This window comes from Nocardia sp. N2S4-5 (genome assembly GCF_044628355.1).
GTDB lineage: Bacteria > Actinomycetota > Actinomycetes > Mycobacteriales > Mycobacteriaceae > Nocardia > Nocardia wallacei_B.
This window is the reverse complement of the sequence record NZ_JBIUPM010000001.1, coordinates 6089646-6104876: the sequence shown is the minus strand read 5'-3', so window position 1 is coordinate 6104876 and position 15231 is coordinate 6089646. Positions and strand designations below refer to the sequence as shown.

The 15231-nt window shown below is 70.6% G+C and carries 14 protein-coding genes; 7 read left to right on the top strand and 7 right to left on the bottom strand.

Annotated elements, in window-relative coordinates; genetic code table 11:
• Window positions 1-33: 33 nt before the first annotated feature.
• Together ACFMRZ_RS28110 and ACFMRZ_RS28105 are read left to right on the top strand one after the other, a co-directional pair.
• Complete coding sequence (locus tag ACFMRZ_RS28110; protein ID WP_400181377.1) at window positions 34-1119, top strand: amidohydrolase family protein; 1086 nt, start codon at window positions 34-36, stop codon at window positions 1117-1119.
• Between the two features lie 80 nt (window positions 1120-1199).
• Complete coding sequence (locus ACFMRZ_RS28105) at window positions 1200-2723, top strand: flavin-containing monooxygenase (RefSeq protein WP_400181376.1); 1524 nt, start codon at window positions 1200-1202, stop codon at window positions 2721-2723.
• Here ACFMRZ_RS28105 and ACFMRZ_RS28100 read toward each other — a convergent pair.
• Genes ACFMRZ_RS28100 through ACFMRZ_RS28090 form a run of 3 tightly spaced genes read right to left on the bottom strand, consistent with a single transcriptional unit; the run spans window position 2681 to window position 7088 of the window.
• Window positions 2681-3475 carry a helical backbone metal receptor gene (locus ACFMRZ_RS28100; RefSeq protein WP_400181375.1) on the bottom strand — a complete coding sequence of 265 codons (795 nt, stop codon included), beginning with the start codon at window positions 3473-3475 and terminating at the stop codon, window positions 2681-2683. The two genes, ACFMRZ_RS28105 and ACFMRZ_RS28100, sit on opposite strands and share 43 nt — an antisense overlap.
• A gap of 6 nt (window positions 3476-3481) precedes the next feature.
• Window positions 3482-4252: an SWIM zinc finger family protein gene (locus ACFMRZ_RS28095; protein WP_400181374.1), complete on the bottom strand. Its 771-nt coding sequence runs from the start codon at window positions 4250-4252 to the stop codon at window positions 3482-3484.
• Between the two features lie 13 nt (window positions 4253-4265).
• Entirely contained in the window at window positions 4266-7088 is a 2823-nt protein-coding gene (locus ACFMRZ_RS28090; protein ID WP_400181373.1) for a DEAD/DEAH box helicase, read from the bottom strand.
• Window positions 7089-7275: 187 nt separating this feature from the next.
• Here ACFMRZ_RS28090 and ACFMRZ_RS28085 point away from each other — a divergent pair, with 187 nt between their 5' ends.
• Entirely contained in the window at window positions 7276-7548 is a 273-nt protein-coding gene (locus ACFMRZ_RS28085; protein ID WP_400181372.1) for a hypothetical protein, read from the top strand.
• 118 nt (window positions 7549-7666) lie between these two features.
• Entirely contained in the window at window positions 7667-8335 is a 669-nt protein-coding gene (locus ACFMRZ_RS28080; RefSeq protein ID WP_280363979.1) for an HNH endonuclease family protein, read from the top strand.
• 19 nt (window positions 8336-8354) lie between these two features.
• Here the strand turns inward: ACFMRZ_RS28080 and ACFMRZ_RS28075 are convergent, their stop codons facing one another.
• The 3 genes from ACFMRZ_RS28075 to ACFMRZ_RS28065 all read right to left on the bottom strand — a co-directional run bounded on the left by ACFMRZ_RS28075 (window position 8355) and on the right by ACFMRZ_RS28065 (window position 11133).
• The gene (locus ACFMRZ_RS28075; RefSeq protein WP_400182992.1) at window positions 8355-9164 is read right to left on the bottom strand and encodes a sulfurtransferase; all 810 of its coding nucleotides are present in this window, start codon (window positions 9162-9164) and stop codon (window positions 8355-8357) included.
• A 125-nt stretch (window positions 9165-9289) separates the two neighbouring features.
• Window positions 9290-10441 (bottom strand): benzoate/H(+) symporter BenE family transporter, encoded by a 1152-nt coding sequence (locus tag ACFMRZ_RS28070; protein WP_400182991.1) that lies wholly within the window; start codon window positions 10439-10441, stop codon window positions 9290-9292.
• A 131-nt stretch (window positions 10442-10572) separates the two neighbouring features.
• Window positions 10573-11133 carry an Lrp/AsnC family transcriptional regulator gene (locus ACFMRZ_RS28065; RefSeq protein WP_400181371.1) on the bottom strand — a complete coding sequence of 187 codons (561 nt, stop codon included), beginning with the start codon at window positions 11131-11133 and terminating at the stop codon, window positions 10573-10575.
• Between the two features lie 210 nt (window positions 11134-11343).
• On the opposite strand from ACFMRZ_RS28065, the gene pdhA reads away from it, so the two are divergent.
• The 3 genes from pdhA to ACFMRZ_RS28050 are packed head-to-tail and all read left to right on the top strand — an operon-like array spanning window position 11344 to window position 14822.
• Window positions 11344-12441, top strand: coding sequence for a pyruvate dehydrogenase (acetyl-transferring) E1 component subunit alpha (pdhA, locus tag ACFMRZ_RS28060; protein WP_400181370.1), 1098 nt, complete (start codon window positions 11344-11346; stop codon window positions 12439-12441).
• Window positions 12438-13418, top strand: a complete 981-nt coding sequence (locus ACFMRZ_RS28055) for an alpha-ketoacid dehydrogenase subunit beta (protein ID WP_400181369.1) — start codon at window positions 12438-12440, stop codon at window positions 13416-13418. The genes pdhA and ACFMRZ_RS28055 overlap by 4 nt, the downstream gene beginning before the upstream one ends.
• A gap of 27 nt (window positions 13419-13445) precedes the next feature.
• Window positions 13446-14822: a dihydrolipoamide acetyltransferase family protein gene (locus ACFMRZ_RS28050; protein ID WP_400181368.1), complete on the top strand. Its 1377-nt coding sequence runs from the start codon at window positions 13446-13448 to the stop codon at window positions 14820-14822.
• Here the strand turns inward: ACFMRZ_RS28050 and ACFMRZ_RS28045 are convergent, their stop codons facing one another.
• Entirely contained in the window at window positions 14823-15215 is a 393-nt protein-coding gene (locus ACFMRZ_RS28045) for a thioesterase family protein (protein WP_280363986.1), read from the bottom strand. It abuts the gene before it with no gap.
• Window positions 15216-15231: the final 16 nt, after the last annotated feature.

The following is a 15231-nucleotide window of genomic DNA, read 5'->3' as shown; positions in this document are numbered from 1 at the left end:
TGGTCGCACGGCTGACGAGGCGGAAGGGGCGATATGGACCTGGCGGGTATCAGCGTCGTCGACGCGCACGTCCATCAGTGGGACCCGCTGACGACGCCGCGTGATTTCAGCCTGCTGGCCAAGCTGTTCCGCTACGCCCCGATGTCGATCGACGTCGCGGCCCGGCTGGCCCCGCGGCGCGATCGCGAGTTCGTCGGAGATCCCGACATCTACGTGCGGCCCTACCTGCCCGCCGACTACCGAGCCGATCTGGGCGCCGTGCCGGTCGAGGCGCTCGTGCACGTCGAGGTCGAATGGGCGGGTAAGGCGCCGGCGGCCAAGGCCGACGAGACGCGCTGGGTGGCGAGCCTGCCCTTCGGCGTCGACACGCCCGCTCTGGGCGCGATCGTCGGCAGCGGCGACCCCGCGGCCGAGGGCTTCGCCGCGCTGATCGACGCGCATCAGTCGGCGTCGTCGCTGTTCCGCGGCATCCGGACGATGGTGGCGCATCACCCCGATCCCAGCGTGCGCTCGTTCTGCCCGGTGCCGGGCGCGCTGACCAGCAAGGCATTCCTCGACGGTTTCGCGGTGCTGGCCGAGCGCGGGCTGTCATTCGACGCCTGGGTGTACTCGCATCAATTGCCGGAGGTGACCGCGCTGGCGCAGCGCTATCCCGAGGTGACCATCGTGCTCGACCATCTCGGCACGCCCGCCGGGATCTTCGGCCCGGTCGGCAAGCGCACCGGCGTGAATCCCGGGGCGCGGCGCGAGCTGTTCGTCCGGTGGCGCGACGATATCGCCACGCTCGCCACCCATCCGAACGTGGTGGCCAAGGTGAGCGGGATGGCCATGCCGATCCTCGGCCACCCCGTCCCGGCGCGCGGCAATCCGACCCCGGCGCCGGAGCTGCTGGAAAGGGCCGCGCCGTTGCTGCACCACGCCTTGGATGTCTTCGGCGCGCAGCGCCTGATCTGGGGCTCCGATTTCCCGGTGGACAAGCCGATCACCAGCGTCGGCAACAGCGCCCGGGTGGTGGTCGACGTGCTCGCCGACCACGGTGGCGGAGCGGCGGAACTCGACCAGATCTTCCGCGGCAATGCCCAGCGGGTGTACGGGATCGACGCCGAGCTGCTGGCCTGACGGCGCCTGAGCGCGGCGCTGGCGTCAGGGGGCCGTTCGTGGCCTAATGGTGGCGGGCGGCCAGTGGCGGCAGGAGGTCCATGAGCGAGCAGACGACGCGGTCCGCGGATTACGAGGTGATCATCGTCGGGGCCGGGTTCTCCGGGATCGGCGCGGCGATCAAGCTGCGCGAAGACGGGTTCGAGGATTTCCTGATCGTGGACGATGCCGACGGAGTGGGCGGCACCTGGCATTGGAATACGTATCCCGGTATCGCCGTGGATATTCCGTCGTTCAGCTACCAGTTCTCGTTCGAGCAGAGTCCGGAGTGGTCACGGGTGTACGCGCCCGGCCGCGAACTCGCGGCCTACGCCGAGCACTGCACCGACAAGTACGGGCTGCGGCAGCGAATCCGCTTCCGCACCACCATCTCCGACGCCGAGTTCGACGCAAACGGCGACCTGTGGCGATTGCGCACCACCGACGGCGACGAACTCACCGCGCGCTATGTCATCGCGGCCACCGGCGTGCTCACCCGGCCGAAACTGCCCGACATTCCCGGTGTGGAATCGTTCGCGGGCCGCACCATGCACACCTCCCGCTGGGACCATTCCGCGGATCTGCGCGGCAAGCGAGTCGCGATCATCGGCACGGGGGCCTCCGCGATACAGGTCATCCCCTCGATCGCGCCGGACGTCGAGCGGCTGGTGGTCTTCCAGCGCACGCCGATCTGGTGCCTGCCGCGGCCGGACGCGACGCTGCCCCCGCCCGTGCGGTGGGCGCTGCGGCACCTGCCGGGCGGGCCAACGCTGGCGCGGCTGGCCAGCCAGGCGTTCGTCGAGCTGACCTTTCCCCTGTCGGCGCACTACTACTCCACCCTGCCGCTGGCGAAGCTCGGCGAACGCAGCGGGCGGGCGCATCTGCGCAAACAGGTGCGCGACCCGGCGATCCGGGACAAGCTCACCCCGCGCTACGCGCTCGGCTGCAAGCGGCCCGGATTCTCCAACGACTACCTCGCCACCTTCAACCGCGACAACGTGCTGCTGGAGACCGACCCGATCGCCGAGATCACCCCGACCGGCGTGCGTACCCGCACCGGCGCCATCCACGAGGCCGACGTACTGATCCTGGCGACCGGCTTCAAGGTGATGGAGGCCGGGAACATGCCGACCTTCGCGCTGCGCGGCGTTGACGGGCTGGACCTCGAGAAATGGTGGGACGAGAACCGCCTGCAGGCCTACGAGGGCGTGAGCGTGCCCGGCTTCCCGAATTTCTTCTCCATCATCGGGCCCTACGGATACAACGGTTCGTCGTACTTCACACTCATCGAGATGCAGACCCACCACATCCTGCGGCTACTGCGGCACGCCCGCCGCAAGCGGGTCACTCGGGTGGAGGTGACCCGCGCGGCCAACGAGCGGTACTTCCGCGAGATGCTGGATCGCCGTGCCGGACAGGTGTTCTGGCAGGACAGCTGCACGCTGGCCAACAGCTATTACTTCGACAAGAACGGCGATGTGCCGCTGCGCCCGATGAGCACCGTCGAAGCCGCTTGGCGGGCAGCGCATTTCGACCTCGGCGACTATCGGTTCGAGTCGGGGGCCACGGACGCCCGGGCCAGCTGAGCGGTGAGTTCGGCCCGCGCGGTGACCAGTGACGGGCCGTACCAGGTGAGGCTGCGGCCGGACACCAGGGCCACCGGAATACCCGGAAACGCCTCGGGCCCATCGGTTTCGGTGAACACGTAGGGCTCGTCCGGCAGCACGGCCAGTTCGACGCCGGGGGTCAGCTCCGGCGCGGACACCGTGGGATAGCGCTCGTCCCGGTCGGCGTGCACGAGCCGCAAGCCGAGACGGCGGGCCAGATCACCGGTGAAGGTGTCGCGCCCGACCACCATCCACGGATCACGCCACACCGGGATCACCGTGTCGCGCAACGGTTCCGGCGCGGGCGCGGCCCAGACCTCTTCCGCCGCACGCAGCCAGGCGGGCGAACGGATACCGAAGGCCAGTTCGAACAGCCTCGTCATGGCGGTGAACGCCGCCGGTACCGTCTCGATCCTGGTGACCCACACCGGAATTCCCGCCGCGCGCAGGCGGTCGACATCGAGGCGCCGGTTCTCCTCCTGGTTGCAGACCACCAGGTCCGGGTCCAGCTCGGCGATGCGCCGGACATTCGGGTTCTTCGTCCCGCGTACCCGCTCGACCGCGAGATCGCCGGGGTGCGTGCACCATTCCGTGGCCGCGATCAGCCGCTCCGGGCAGGTCGCCGCGATGGCCTCGGTGAGCGACGGCACCAATGAGACGACCCGGCGCACCGGGCGGCGCACCGGCACCTCCGTATCGAGATCGTCGCGCGGGATGTCGGCTGTGGTCATCAGTTCTTATCCCCTGCCCAGTGCCCGGTAGCGGTCGCGCAGTTCCCGCAGACCGGTCTCGGCGATGTGCTCGTCCTCGGCGGTCATCCGCAGCGCGCGGCGCAGCGGGACCGGGTCCAGGTCGTCGAGGGCGGGGCGGAAGTCCGGCCGCGGGAGGCCGGGCAGCGCGATGTTCTCCCCGTACAGGTCGTCGGAGACCGTTGTGCCCGCGTCGTTCTGGACGCCGCTGATCAGCGTGTCCAGTTCGAGGCCGCGCAGCGTGAGCATGATCGACGGCTCGGCGTCGAGGCGTTCGGCGACGATGTAGCAGACCGCGGCCACGTGCTTGCACGGCCAGCCGGAATCGGGGCAGCTGCAGCCGAAGTCGAGTTCGGCGGCCGTGGTCGGCAGCAGTAGTGGTCCGAGTTCCTGCGGCAGGGCGCCCGAGGCCAGCTGGACGAGCATGCCGGGAGTATCGCGGACCAGGTCGATCAGTTCGTCCAGCCGCTCGTCGCGCAGTTGCCGCAGGGTCAGCACCGAGGTGAACGGGCGCGGCTGGCTGCCCTGCACCTCGGCCGTCACCGCGCCCGGCTCGACGTGGTAGGTCACCACCTGCCCGGAGCGGGCGTAGGTGCGCCCGCGCGTCAGCCGTCCCGCGTCGGCGACCTGCTCGACCGCCTCGATGAACGACCGGCCCCACCAGGTGCGGGCGAACGACCCGCGCCGACTGCGGGGTTCGACACCGCCGCGCACCGGGCGGCGCTTGCCGTACTGGCTGTAATCGGTGAACGGGCTCATGCCGCCGCCTCGCTCATTCGCCCACCGCCTCGGACCCGAGGGTAAACAGTCGCTGGATCTCGTCGTTGCTGAATTCGGTGATCCAGCTCTCGCCGGTGCCGACGGTCAGATCGGCCAATTCCTGTTTGCCGCTGATCATGTCGTCGATGCGCTCCTCGATGGTGTCGACGCAGACCAGCTTGCGCACCTGGACGTCGCGGCGCTGGCCGATCCGGAAGGCGCGGTCGGTGGCCTGGTTCTCCACCGCCGGATTCCACCAGCGGTCCAGGTGCACCACGTGATTGGCGGCGGTGAGATTCAGTCCGGTGCCACCGGCCTTGAGCGACAGCAACATCAGCGGCGGGCCGTCGGCGCTCTGGAAATTATCGACCATGCCGTCGCGCCGCTTCTTGGACGCCCCGCCGTGCAGGAACGGGATCGGAGTGCCGAACCGCTCGGTCAGGTACGGCTCGACCAACTCGCCGAACTCGCGGAACTGGGTGAACAGCAACGCCTTCTCACCGTCGGCGAGTACCGCCTCCAGGACGTCCTCCACCAGCGCCAGCTTGCCCGAGCGGTGCTGCCCGCGCCGCAGCACCGCGGAGCCGTCGCCGAGGAAATGCGCGGGATGGTTGCACACCTGCTTGAGCCGGGTCAGCGCGGCGAGCACCACGCCCTTGCGCTGAATGTCCTTGGACTGCTTCAGTTTCGCCATCATGTCGTCGACGACGGCCTGATACAGCGCGGCCTGCTCCACGGTGAGGTTGGCGCGCACCGTCATCTCGATCTTGTCGGGCAGGTCGGAGATCACCGCGGGATCGGTCTTGACCCGGCGCAGCACGAACGGCGCGATGACCGTGCGCAGCCGGGTGATCGCGTTCTCGTCGTGCTCGCGTTCGATCGGCACGGCGAAGCGGGCGTGGAACTGCGAGGCCTTGCCCAGCAGATTCGGCGCCGCGAAATCGAGGATCGAGCGCAGTTCCTCCAGCCGGTTCTCCACCGGGGTTCCGGTGAGCGCCAGGCGTTGTCGCGCCGGGATGTGCCGCGCCGCACGAGACTGGCGGGTATTGGCGTTCTTGATGTGCTGCGCCTCGTCCAGCACCACCCGCGCCCACGGCTGCCGTTTCAGCTCTTCGACATCGCGGGCCAGCAGCGCGTAGGTGGTGATCACCAGGTCCGAATCCGTCACGGCCGCATCGAATTTCGCACCGGATCGGCGACCGGCGCCGTGATGCACCAGCACGCGCAGTTCGGGCGCGAAGCGCTCGGCCTCGCGCTGCCAGTTGCCGACCACCGACATCGGGCACACCAGCAAGGTCGGGCCCGGCACGGAAGCTCTTGCGGCGGTTTCCCTTTCGTGCAGCAGCAGGGCGAGCACCTGCACCGTCTTGCCCAGGCCCATATCGTCGGCCAGGATGCCGCCGCAGCCGTACCGGTTCATCGTGGCCAGCCAGGACAGGCCGCGCAGCTGATACGGCCGCAGCTCCGCCTTCAGGCCCGCGGGTGGGTCGACCGGCTCGGCCGTGCGGGTCGACTCGAGCAGTCCGGCCGCCCAGCCGGTGGCGCGCACCTGCTCGATCGGCACGTCCTTCACCTCGGTCGTGGCGATCTGGGCGAGCAGGTCGGTGAGCGTGCCCGTCGTGTCGGAGGTGCGGCCGTCCAGGTAGGCCGCGGCGGCGGCCAGCGCCCGGTGGTCGGCCTGGACCCACTGCCCGCGCAGCCGCACCAGATCCGACTTGGACCGGACCAGCCGGGCCATCTCGGCCGGGGTCAGCACGATGTCTCCGAGCGCGAGTTCCCAGCGGTAGGAGACCAGCCCGCTCAGGCCGACCGCGGTCTCGGTGGCGGCCGGGCTCTGCACGGCCAGGCGCATGCTGGGGGCGACGATCCGCCAGGCACGCGGCAGCAGCAACCGCACACCGGCCGCGTGCAGCGCGTGCGCGCCGTGCGCCACCAGGTCCTGGACCACCGCGGTCGGGAGCAGGAAGTCCAGCCCGCCCGGATCGCGCGGCAGTTCGCGCAGCATCGGGTACGCCTGGACCGCCGCGGCCACCTTCTCCGTCGTGAGCTTCAACTGGCCCGGATCGCCCTGGATCGGAACCGGTTGCGGGGCTTCGCCTTCCGCGCGCAGACACACCTCGAGCCGCCAGAGCGCGTCGGTGTCGGCCGCGCCCGTCTCCGGCTCCTCCTCGGGCTCCAGCAGGCGCAGCACCAGTTCCGGCTCGCCGAGGGTGAGGCTGGTGCGCCACTCCTCCAGCGCCGCGGACACTCGGTGCGACCCGGTTTCCAGCGGCACGTCCTCGGTCAGGGCCGCCACCAGCGGGTGGGTGTGCCGCGCCGCGACCAGATGCGCGCGGGCGACCGGATCCGCCAGCTCGCTCACCATGTTCTCGAGCACGGCGGAGGGGCGGGCGCCGACCCGCAGCGCGGGCGGCATCGCGGCGGCCAGTTCGGCCAGCCAGGCGCGCTGCCGCTGCCCGCCGACCAGCCGCCAGCGGACCCACCACGCGCCGTCGTCGCGACGGAGTTCGGGCACCACCCGCCCGGCCCGCACCCATCGATCGATGCCGTGCGCGACGTGCGCGAGGAACCGCAGGTCGGCGGCGACCAGATGGTCAGGCAGCCGTTGGAGCAGCACCTCGGCGGCGGCCGACGGGGTCAACGCGTGCGCGCGCACCTCGGTGAGTTCCGGGCCCTCGGCGCCCGCGACCAGCACCTGTGCGCGATGTCGGAACCGGGCGCTCGTGAGCACCGCGCCCAGCGGATCGGGCAGGGCGGACTGCGCATCGGGTGCGCCGGATTCGGGATGGCGCCACAGCACCAGCCCCGCTCCGGGAGTCCACAACCCGTGCAGCATCCATCCATCCAATCAGCCGCCACCGACACGACTCGCGGCCGTCCCGCCGCACTGTGAGCAGAACGGTGTTTCCGCCGACAGCTGTCAGGCTACGAATAAGCAGCGCTCCGTCGGCCCGGACGACGGAGGCTCGTAACCCATCGACCGGGACGAGGATCGCGCCACCCGGCGCGCAGTAGGAGGATACGTGCGACCTGTCACAGCCGGAATCGTCGCCGCGGCCCTGACCGCCGCCACCCTCGCGGCGGCCACCCAGCCCGCGACCGCGGACGAGCCCGCGCCCAGCGGACCCGACGAGATCATCTCGATCAATATCAACCTGCTCGGCTGCTCCCTCGGCGCCGGCCTGGGCCTGGATCTGCTGCTCGCGCTCACGGCCGGGAACGGTTCGAGCGCCGTCGTGGGTTCCGGCCTGGCAACCCGGCTGCGCGCCGCCGGTTGCCTCCCGTGGAAGCCGTAACTCGGCATTCCGAGTGAAACAGCTTGCCCGGAACTGATTCCTGTCGGTGCCCGGGTGTAGACCTGACATCGTGCGATGGGGAGGGCGCGGCGGGTGGGCGGCGGCAGCAGCCGTCGTAGTGGCGGCTGTCGGGGCGTTGGTCGCGGGCTGTTCGATTCTTCCCGGCGATCCGCCCGCCCCGGGCAGTCCTACCCGAACGCAGTTGGAGGGTCTGCTCGTGGCGGTGCGTGTGGTCGACAAGCGCGCCCGTCCCGGCGGATATCAGCGCGGCTGCCGCGCCGGGGAGGGGTGCGTCTTCGGCGCGGCCTGGTCCGACGACCACGACGGTCCCGGCGGGCACGACGGCTGCGATTCCCGCAACAGCGTGCTCACCCGGCAACTGACCGCGGTGCGGCACCGTCCGGGCACCCGCGACTGCGTGGTGCTCGCCGGTGTCCTGCAAGATCCGTACACCGGCAAGCGCATCGATTTCGACAAGTCGCGCGCACGGGCGGTACAGATCGACCACGTCTATCCCCTGGCCGCCGCCTGGGACATGGGCGCGGCGAATTGGCCCCTCCCCCAACGCCTCCGGTTCGCCAACGACCTCGACTTCAATCTCCTCGCCGTAGACGGCCCCACCAACGAGGACAAGGGCGACCGCACTCCCGCCGACTGGCTCCCACCCGCCCACGCCTACCGCTGCTTCTACGCCGGTAAATACCTCACCGCCGCAACCCGATACGACCTCCCGATCACCACCGCCGACCGAGACGCCCTACGCCGGGTGACCCGAGGCTGCCCCTGAAGACACCACGGGCGGGATCTCAGTCGGTGGCGACCGGGCGCTTGGGGTCGTTGGACCATTGCGACCAGGAGCCGGGGTACAGGGTGGCGTCGATTCCGGCCACCGCCAAGGCGGCGACCTCGTGGGCCGCCGTGACACCGGAGCCGCAGTAGACCGCTACGGCGTCCGAGTCGAGGTTCGCGAAGCGGGCTCGCAGTTCCTCGGGGGACTTGAATGTGCCGTCGGCTCTGAGGTTTTCGGCGGTGGGCGCGCTGATCGCCCCGGGGATGTGGCCGGCGCGCGGGTCGACGGGCTCGGTCTCGCCGCGGTAGCGCTCCCCGGCGCGGGCGTCGAGTAGCGAGCCCGGCCAGTTCGCCGCGCCGTCGGCGTCGGTGACGGGCACGTTGTTCGGAGTGAGCACCACGTCGCCGGGCGTGGGGTCGGGCTCGCCGCCGGTGGCGAGTTCGCCCCCGGCGCGCTCCCAGGCGGGCAGCCCGCCGTCGAGAATCCGCACGTCCGGCACCCCGGCCCAGCGCAGCAGCCACCAGGCCCGGGCGGCCGCCATGCCGCCGGTCGCGTCGTAGACGACGACCGGCTCACCCGACCGCAGCCCCCAGCTCCGCGCGTACCTCTGCAAATGGGCGAGTTCGGGGAGCGGGTGCCGCCCGCGGGCCGGGGAGGGAGGATCGGCCAGCTCGGTCTCGAGATCGACGAACACGGCACCGGGTATGTGGCCGTCCAGGTAGTGCTGCGGTCCGTCCGGGTCGCCGAGCGCCCATCGCACGTCCAGCAGATGTACGCGGGACTCACTGTCGGACAGCACTTTCCGAAGTTCCTCGGCCGAAATCAATACCGCGGTCAAGCCAGCTCCTCTGTCAGATCTGTACCCGGGACCGAACACCCTCACCCTACGACAGCACCGCGCCGCGCGACCGGATCCGCATCACCGGGAGTCGAATTCACCGGGAGCCGCAGTCACCCCGCGGGCCGCCGCAGCACCCAGCGCACCAACAGTCCCGCAGCCAACGCCCAGAAGGCAGCGCCGATCCCGAGCAACGCGACGCCCGAGGCCGACACCAGGAAGGTGACGGCGGCGGAGGTCCGGTGCTCGGTCGCCCCCAGCGCCGCGTGCAACGCCGCGGCCAGGGTGGCGATCAGCGCGAGCCCCGCGACGGTCTCCAGCACACCCCGCGGCGCGGCGGCCACCAGCGCGACCAGCGCGGCGGAGGCCGGCGCCAGCACCAGGTAGCAGCACCCCACGCTGAACGCGGCGATCCAGCGCCGCCGCGGATCCGGGTGCGCGGCGGGCGCGGCCGCCAGCGCGGCGCTGATCGCGGCGAGATTGATCGCGTGCCCGCCCGCGAACGCACCCGCGACCGTGCCGAGCCCGGTCGTCCCCATCGCCGCCCGCCACGGCACCCGGTAGCCGAACGAGCTCGTCAGGGCCGTCCCGGGAATGTTCTGCCCGGCCATGGTGACGATGTACAGCGGGACCGCGACCCCGATCACCGCCTGCCAACTCCAGTGCGGCACAGTGAATTCCACGTGGGGCACCATCGCGCCGATATCGATCCGGCGATGGGTGAGGGCGATGTCGACGCCCGCACCGATCGCGGCGGTCACGAAGGCCGCGGGCACCGCCCAGCGCGCGGCGAAGCGCTGCAGCGCCAGCCACACCACCAGCACCGGGATCACCACGGCCGGGCTGGTGCGCAGCGCCCCCACCGGCGCCAGGCACAGCGGCACCAGCACCCCGGCCAGCATGGCCTGCGCGATCTCGACCGGGATCGCCGCGATCAGCCGTCCCAGCCGATCCCACCACCCGGTGAGCACCACGAGCGCTCCGGTCACCACGAACGCCCCGACCGCCGCGGGCCAGCCGCCCGCGACCGCGCCCGTGCTCGCCAGCAGGGCGGCGCCGGGCGTCGACCAGGCCAGCGTGATCGGCATCCGATAGCGGCGGCTCAGCAGCAGGATCCCGACGGCCTGCGTGACACACACCGCCAGCAGTCCCGACGCGGCCTGCGCGGGCGTGGCGCCCATCGCCGTCAGCCCGGCCAGCACCACCGCGAACGAACTGGTGAACCCGACCAGCGCCGCCACCACCCCGGCGCCCACCGCGTGCAGCGGCCCGGCGTCGGGCGGAGTGGCGGTGGTCGGCGCGGAGGCAGCGGTCGCAGTCACCGCGCCATCGTCGCCAACTCCGAGCAGTCCAGTCACGAGCCAATCCCGCGAAACTGGCCTGAATTACCGACAATTCAGCGCGGGCGGGCGTTCCCGCCGCCGGAACCGTCCTCGGCCGCGGTGGCGGGCCGGGGTGCGACGCCGGTCGGATTCGACATCCGCCGCAGCAGCGGCGCCGAACGCGGACCGACCAGCTGCCGCATGACCAACGCCATATTGGTCCGTTCGACACCGGGGATCTTCAGGATCCGCCCGGCGATGCGGTAGAGATCGTCGGCATCGCGCGCGACCACCCGGACCGTGAGATCGGTCGGCCCGGTCATGCCGCACACCTCCGTCACCTCCGGCACCTCGGCCAGCTCGTCGACCACCGAATCCAGGGTGTGCTGGTCGACCACCACCGCCACGAAGGCGGCCAGCGGATAACCCAGCGCGCGCGGATCGACCCGGCGCTCGAAACTGGCCAGCACGCCGCCCGCCTCCCAGCGGGCGAGCCGAGCCTGCACGGTATTGCGCGACAGCCCGAGCCGGGTAGCCAGTTCGACTCCGGTGGCGCGGGGGTTGGCGACCAGTTCCAGCAATAGCCGCGCATCGGTCGCATCGACCACGGCCCCGGCAGGCTCTCCACTCGACATGCACGCAGTATGACAGCCATCACTGCGTCGGCCAATCTGATCAAGGCAGGCAGTATGCCCGCGAACGCCGGAACAGTGACGAGCACTTTGCACAGTTCGCGTGTCGTCACTTGCGCAACAAGCTCAACCGTGGATGCTGTGTGATACAGCACACTCTCACGTCGCCGAGTGCGGAGACCCCGGCGGGGCGACGGACAGGAGGGGATGGTTATGGCCGACCCGCTCACCTACCCGGTGCAATTGGTCCAGCCCGACGGCCGCCGCGTGCTCGATCGCGAGCACGCCGCCCTGGTATCCGATGTCGGACCCGAACGGCTGCGGCAACTGTACGAGGACATGGTGGTCGCCCGGCGCATCAATGTGGAGGCGACCGCGTTGCAGCGCCAGGGTCAGCTGGGCCTGTGGCCCCCGCTGCTCGGGCAGGAGGCGGCACAGATCGGTTCCGCCCACGCCCTGCACCCCGACGACTACGTGTTCTGCAGTTATCGCGAGGCCGCGGTCGCCTACTGCCGCGGGGTCGACCCGGGCGAGATCACCCGGTTGTGGCGCGGCGTGGCACACCACTGCTGGGATCCGGCCGAGATCAACATGACCAATCCGGCCATCGTGGTCGGGGCGCAGGGCCTGCACGCCACCGGTTACGCCTACGCCGCGCACCTCGACGGCGCCGAGATCGCGGTGCTCACCTACTTCGGCGACGGCGCGACCAGCCAGGGCGACGTGGCCGAGGCGCTCGGCTTCGCCGCCTCGTGGAGCGCGCCGGTGGTGTTCTTCTGCACGAACAACCAGTGGGCTATCAGCGAACCCGTGCGCGTGCAGAGCGCGACCCCGATCGCGCGGCGCGCGTACGGCTACGGCATCCCGGGTGTGCAGGTCGACGGCAACGACGTGCTGGCGGTGCTCGCGCTGACCCGCCAGGCGGTGGCCCGCGCCCGGACCGGCGGCGGGCCGTCGTTCATCGAGGCCATCACCTACCGGATGGGCCCGCACACCACCGCCGACGATCCCTCCCGCTACCGCTCGGCTGCCGAGACCGAGCTGTGGCAGCGCCGCGACCCGATCGACCGGATACGCCGCCTCCTCGAACGAGAAGGCCTGTGGGACAGTGCCTTCGAGAAACGCGTCGGCGCTCGCTCGGACGAGGTCGGCGCCCGGCTGCGGGCGGCGACGATCGAGATGCCCGACCCCGACCCGGCGCAACTGTTCGAGCACGTCTACCGCACCGCGCATCCCCTCATCGAGGAGGAACGCCGGGAGTACGCGGAATACCTGGCAGGCGACCACATCTCGGAAGGAGTCCGGCCATGATCACCACCTTCGCGGGCGCCCTGAACACCGGACTGCGCCGCGCTTTGGAGGACGACGCCAAGGTCGTGCTGATGGGCGAGGACATCGGGCGGCTCGGCGGAGTCTTCCGGGTGACCGACGCGCTGCAGAAGGACTTCGGCAACAACCGTGTCATCGATACGCCGCTGGCCGAATCCGGCATCATCGGAACGGCTTTCGGCATGGCGCTGCGCGGCTACCGGCCGGTCTGCGAGATCCAGTTCGACGGCTTCGTGTATCCGGCGTTCGATCAGATCGTCTCCCAGGTCGCCAAGATCCACTATCGCACGCAGGGAAAGGTGTTCGCGCCCCTCACGATCCGCATTCCGTGCGGCGGCGGCATCGGCTCGGTGGAGCACCACTCCGAATCCCCGGAGGCCTATTTCGCGCACACCGCCGGATTGCGCGTCGTCATGCCCAGCGATCCCGCCGACGCCTATCTCATGCTCCGCCAGGCGATTTCGCTGGACGACCCGGTCATCTTCTTCGAACCCAAGCGCCGCTACTGGGACAAGGCCGACGTCGATTTCACCGCCCTGGACGACGACCCGTTCCCGCTCGACCGGGCGCGGATCCGCCGCGCGGGTGACGACGCCACCGTGGTGGCCTACGGCGGCATGGTCCGTACCGCACTGACGGCAGCGGAAATCGCGGCGAGCGAGGGCCGTTCGCTGGAGGTGATCGACCTGCGCAGCCTGTCGCCGATCGATGTCGACACCATCGCCGAATCGGTCAATCGGACCGGACGGTTGATCATCACTCACGAGGCGCCCGTCTTCGCCGGTCTGGGCGCCGAGATCGCCGCCCGCGTCACCGAACGGTGTTTCTACTACTTGGAGGCGCCGGTACTGCGCGTCGGAGGCTTCGACATCCCGTATCCCCCCGCTAAGCTCGAACGGCACCACCTGCCCGACCCCGACCGCATTCTCGCCGCGGTCGACCGCACGCTCGCCGCCTGACCAGACCGCTCAGACAGAAGGTGCCCGTTGGACGACTCGGTTGCAGCAGACCAGAACCACGTGCTCGAGTTCCGGCTACCCGATCTCGGTGAGGGTCTGACCGACGCCGAACTGGTGTCGTGGGCGGTGGCCGTCGGCGATCGGGTGGAACTGAACCAGACCATCGCCGAGGTCGAGACGGCCAAGGCGCAGGTGGCGCTGCCCAGCCCGTTCGCCGGCGAGGTGCTCGAGCTGCTGGCACAGCCCGGCGACACCGTGCCGGTCGGCGCGCCGCTGATCCGGGTCGCCACCGAGTACCAGGCCGCCGCGCCGCAGACCCCGCCCGCCGAGCGGCAATCGGTGCTGGTCGGCTACGGCCCCGAGGGCGAGACCGTCTCGCGCCGTGCCCGCCCGGCCGCGAAAACCCCTGTGGTGCATGCCGATCCCGCGCTCACCTACCCGGAGATTCCCGGCCGTCCCCCGGCCACGCCCGCCGCCCGGAAGCTGGCCCGCGAACTCGGCATCAATATCTCCTTCGTCGCCGGTTCGGGTCCCGGCGGCGCGGTGACCGTCGACGATGTGCGGCACGCGGTGCCGGTGTCGCAGCCGCCCGCCCGGATCCAGCCCGAACCCGGCACGGAATCCGACGACGCACCGCGTCCCAGCAAACCGCCGGTGCCGACGATGCGCCCGGACGGCGGCATCATCCGCCCCACTCCGTCCGCGCGGGAGACCCGCACCCCGGTCAGCGGGGTCCGCAAGCGCACCGCCACGGCCATGGTGACCAGCGCCCGCACCATCCCGCAGGCCAGCGCGTTCGCCACCACGGATTTCACCGCGTCGATGGAACTACTGGACCACCTGCGCAGCACCGAATCCTTCAGCGGACTCACCCTGACGCCGCTGGCCCTGGTGGCGAAGGCGACCCTGGCCGCGATGGCCGAATTTCCCGAGATCAACTCGTGGTGGGACGACGAGCGCAAGGAGATCGTCACCAAGCACTACGTCAACCTGGGCATCGCGGTGGCCACCGACCGCGGCCTGCTGGTGCCGAACGTCAAGGAGGCGCAGACGCTGAGCATGCGTGAGCTGTGCCGGGAGATCGGCTGGCTGGCCGACGTCGCCCGGACGGGCAGCGCCCGGCCCGCCGATCTGCGCGGGGGCACGTTCACCATCACCAATGTCGGCGTGTTCGGCGTCGATACCGGTGTGCCGCTGGTGAATCCGGGCGAGGCCGCGATCCTGTGCCTGGGCTCGATCCGCAAGCAGCCCTGGGTCTATCGCGACGAGCTGGCCGTCCGCTGGGTCACCACGCTGGGCCTGAGCTTCGACCATCGCATGATCGACGGCGAACTGGGCGCGCGGTTCCTCTCGACGGTGACCTCACTGCTGGAGGATCCGCTCACGCTGCTGGGCCGGGTGTGATCAGTCGGTGACGAGTTGTGTTGCGGCACTGCGGATCACGGCCGGGATCTCGACCGGTTTGCGGGTCTGCTCGTCGACGTAGACGTGCACGAACGTGCCCGTGGCCGCCAATTCCAGCGCGTCGCCGTCTTCGCGGAAGATGGCCAGGCCGTAGGTGATGCTGGTGCGGCCGAGCCGGGTGATCCGCAGGCCCACCCGCAGCCGGTCGGGAAAGCTGAGTGAGCCGTGGAACCGGCAGGAGGTCTCCGCGACCACGCCGATGGCGGGCAGGTCGCGGATATCGGTGCCGGTGGCGTGGATCAGCCAGGCGTTGACCGCGGTGTCGAAGTACGAGTAGTACGTCACGTTGTTGACGTGCCCGTAGTGGTCGTTGTCCGCCCAGCGGGTCGGCATCGGCCAGAGCACCGGG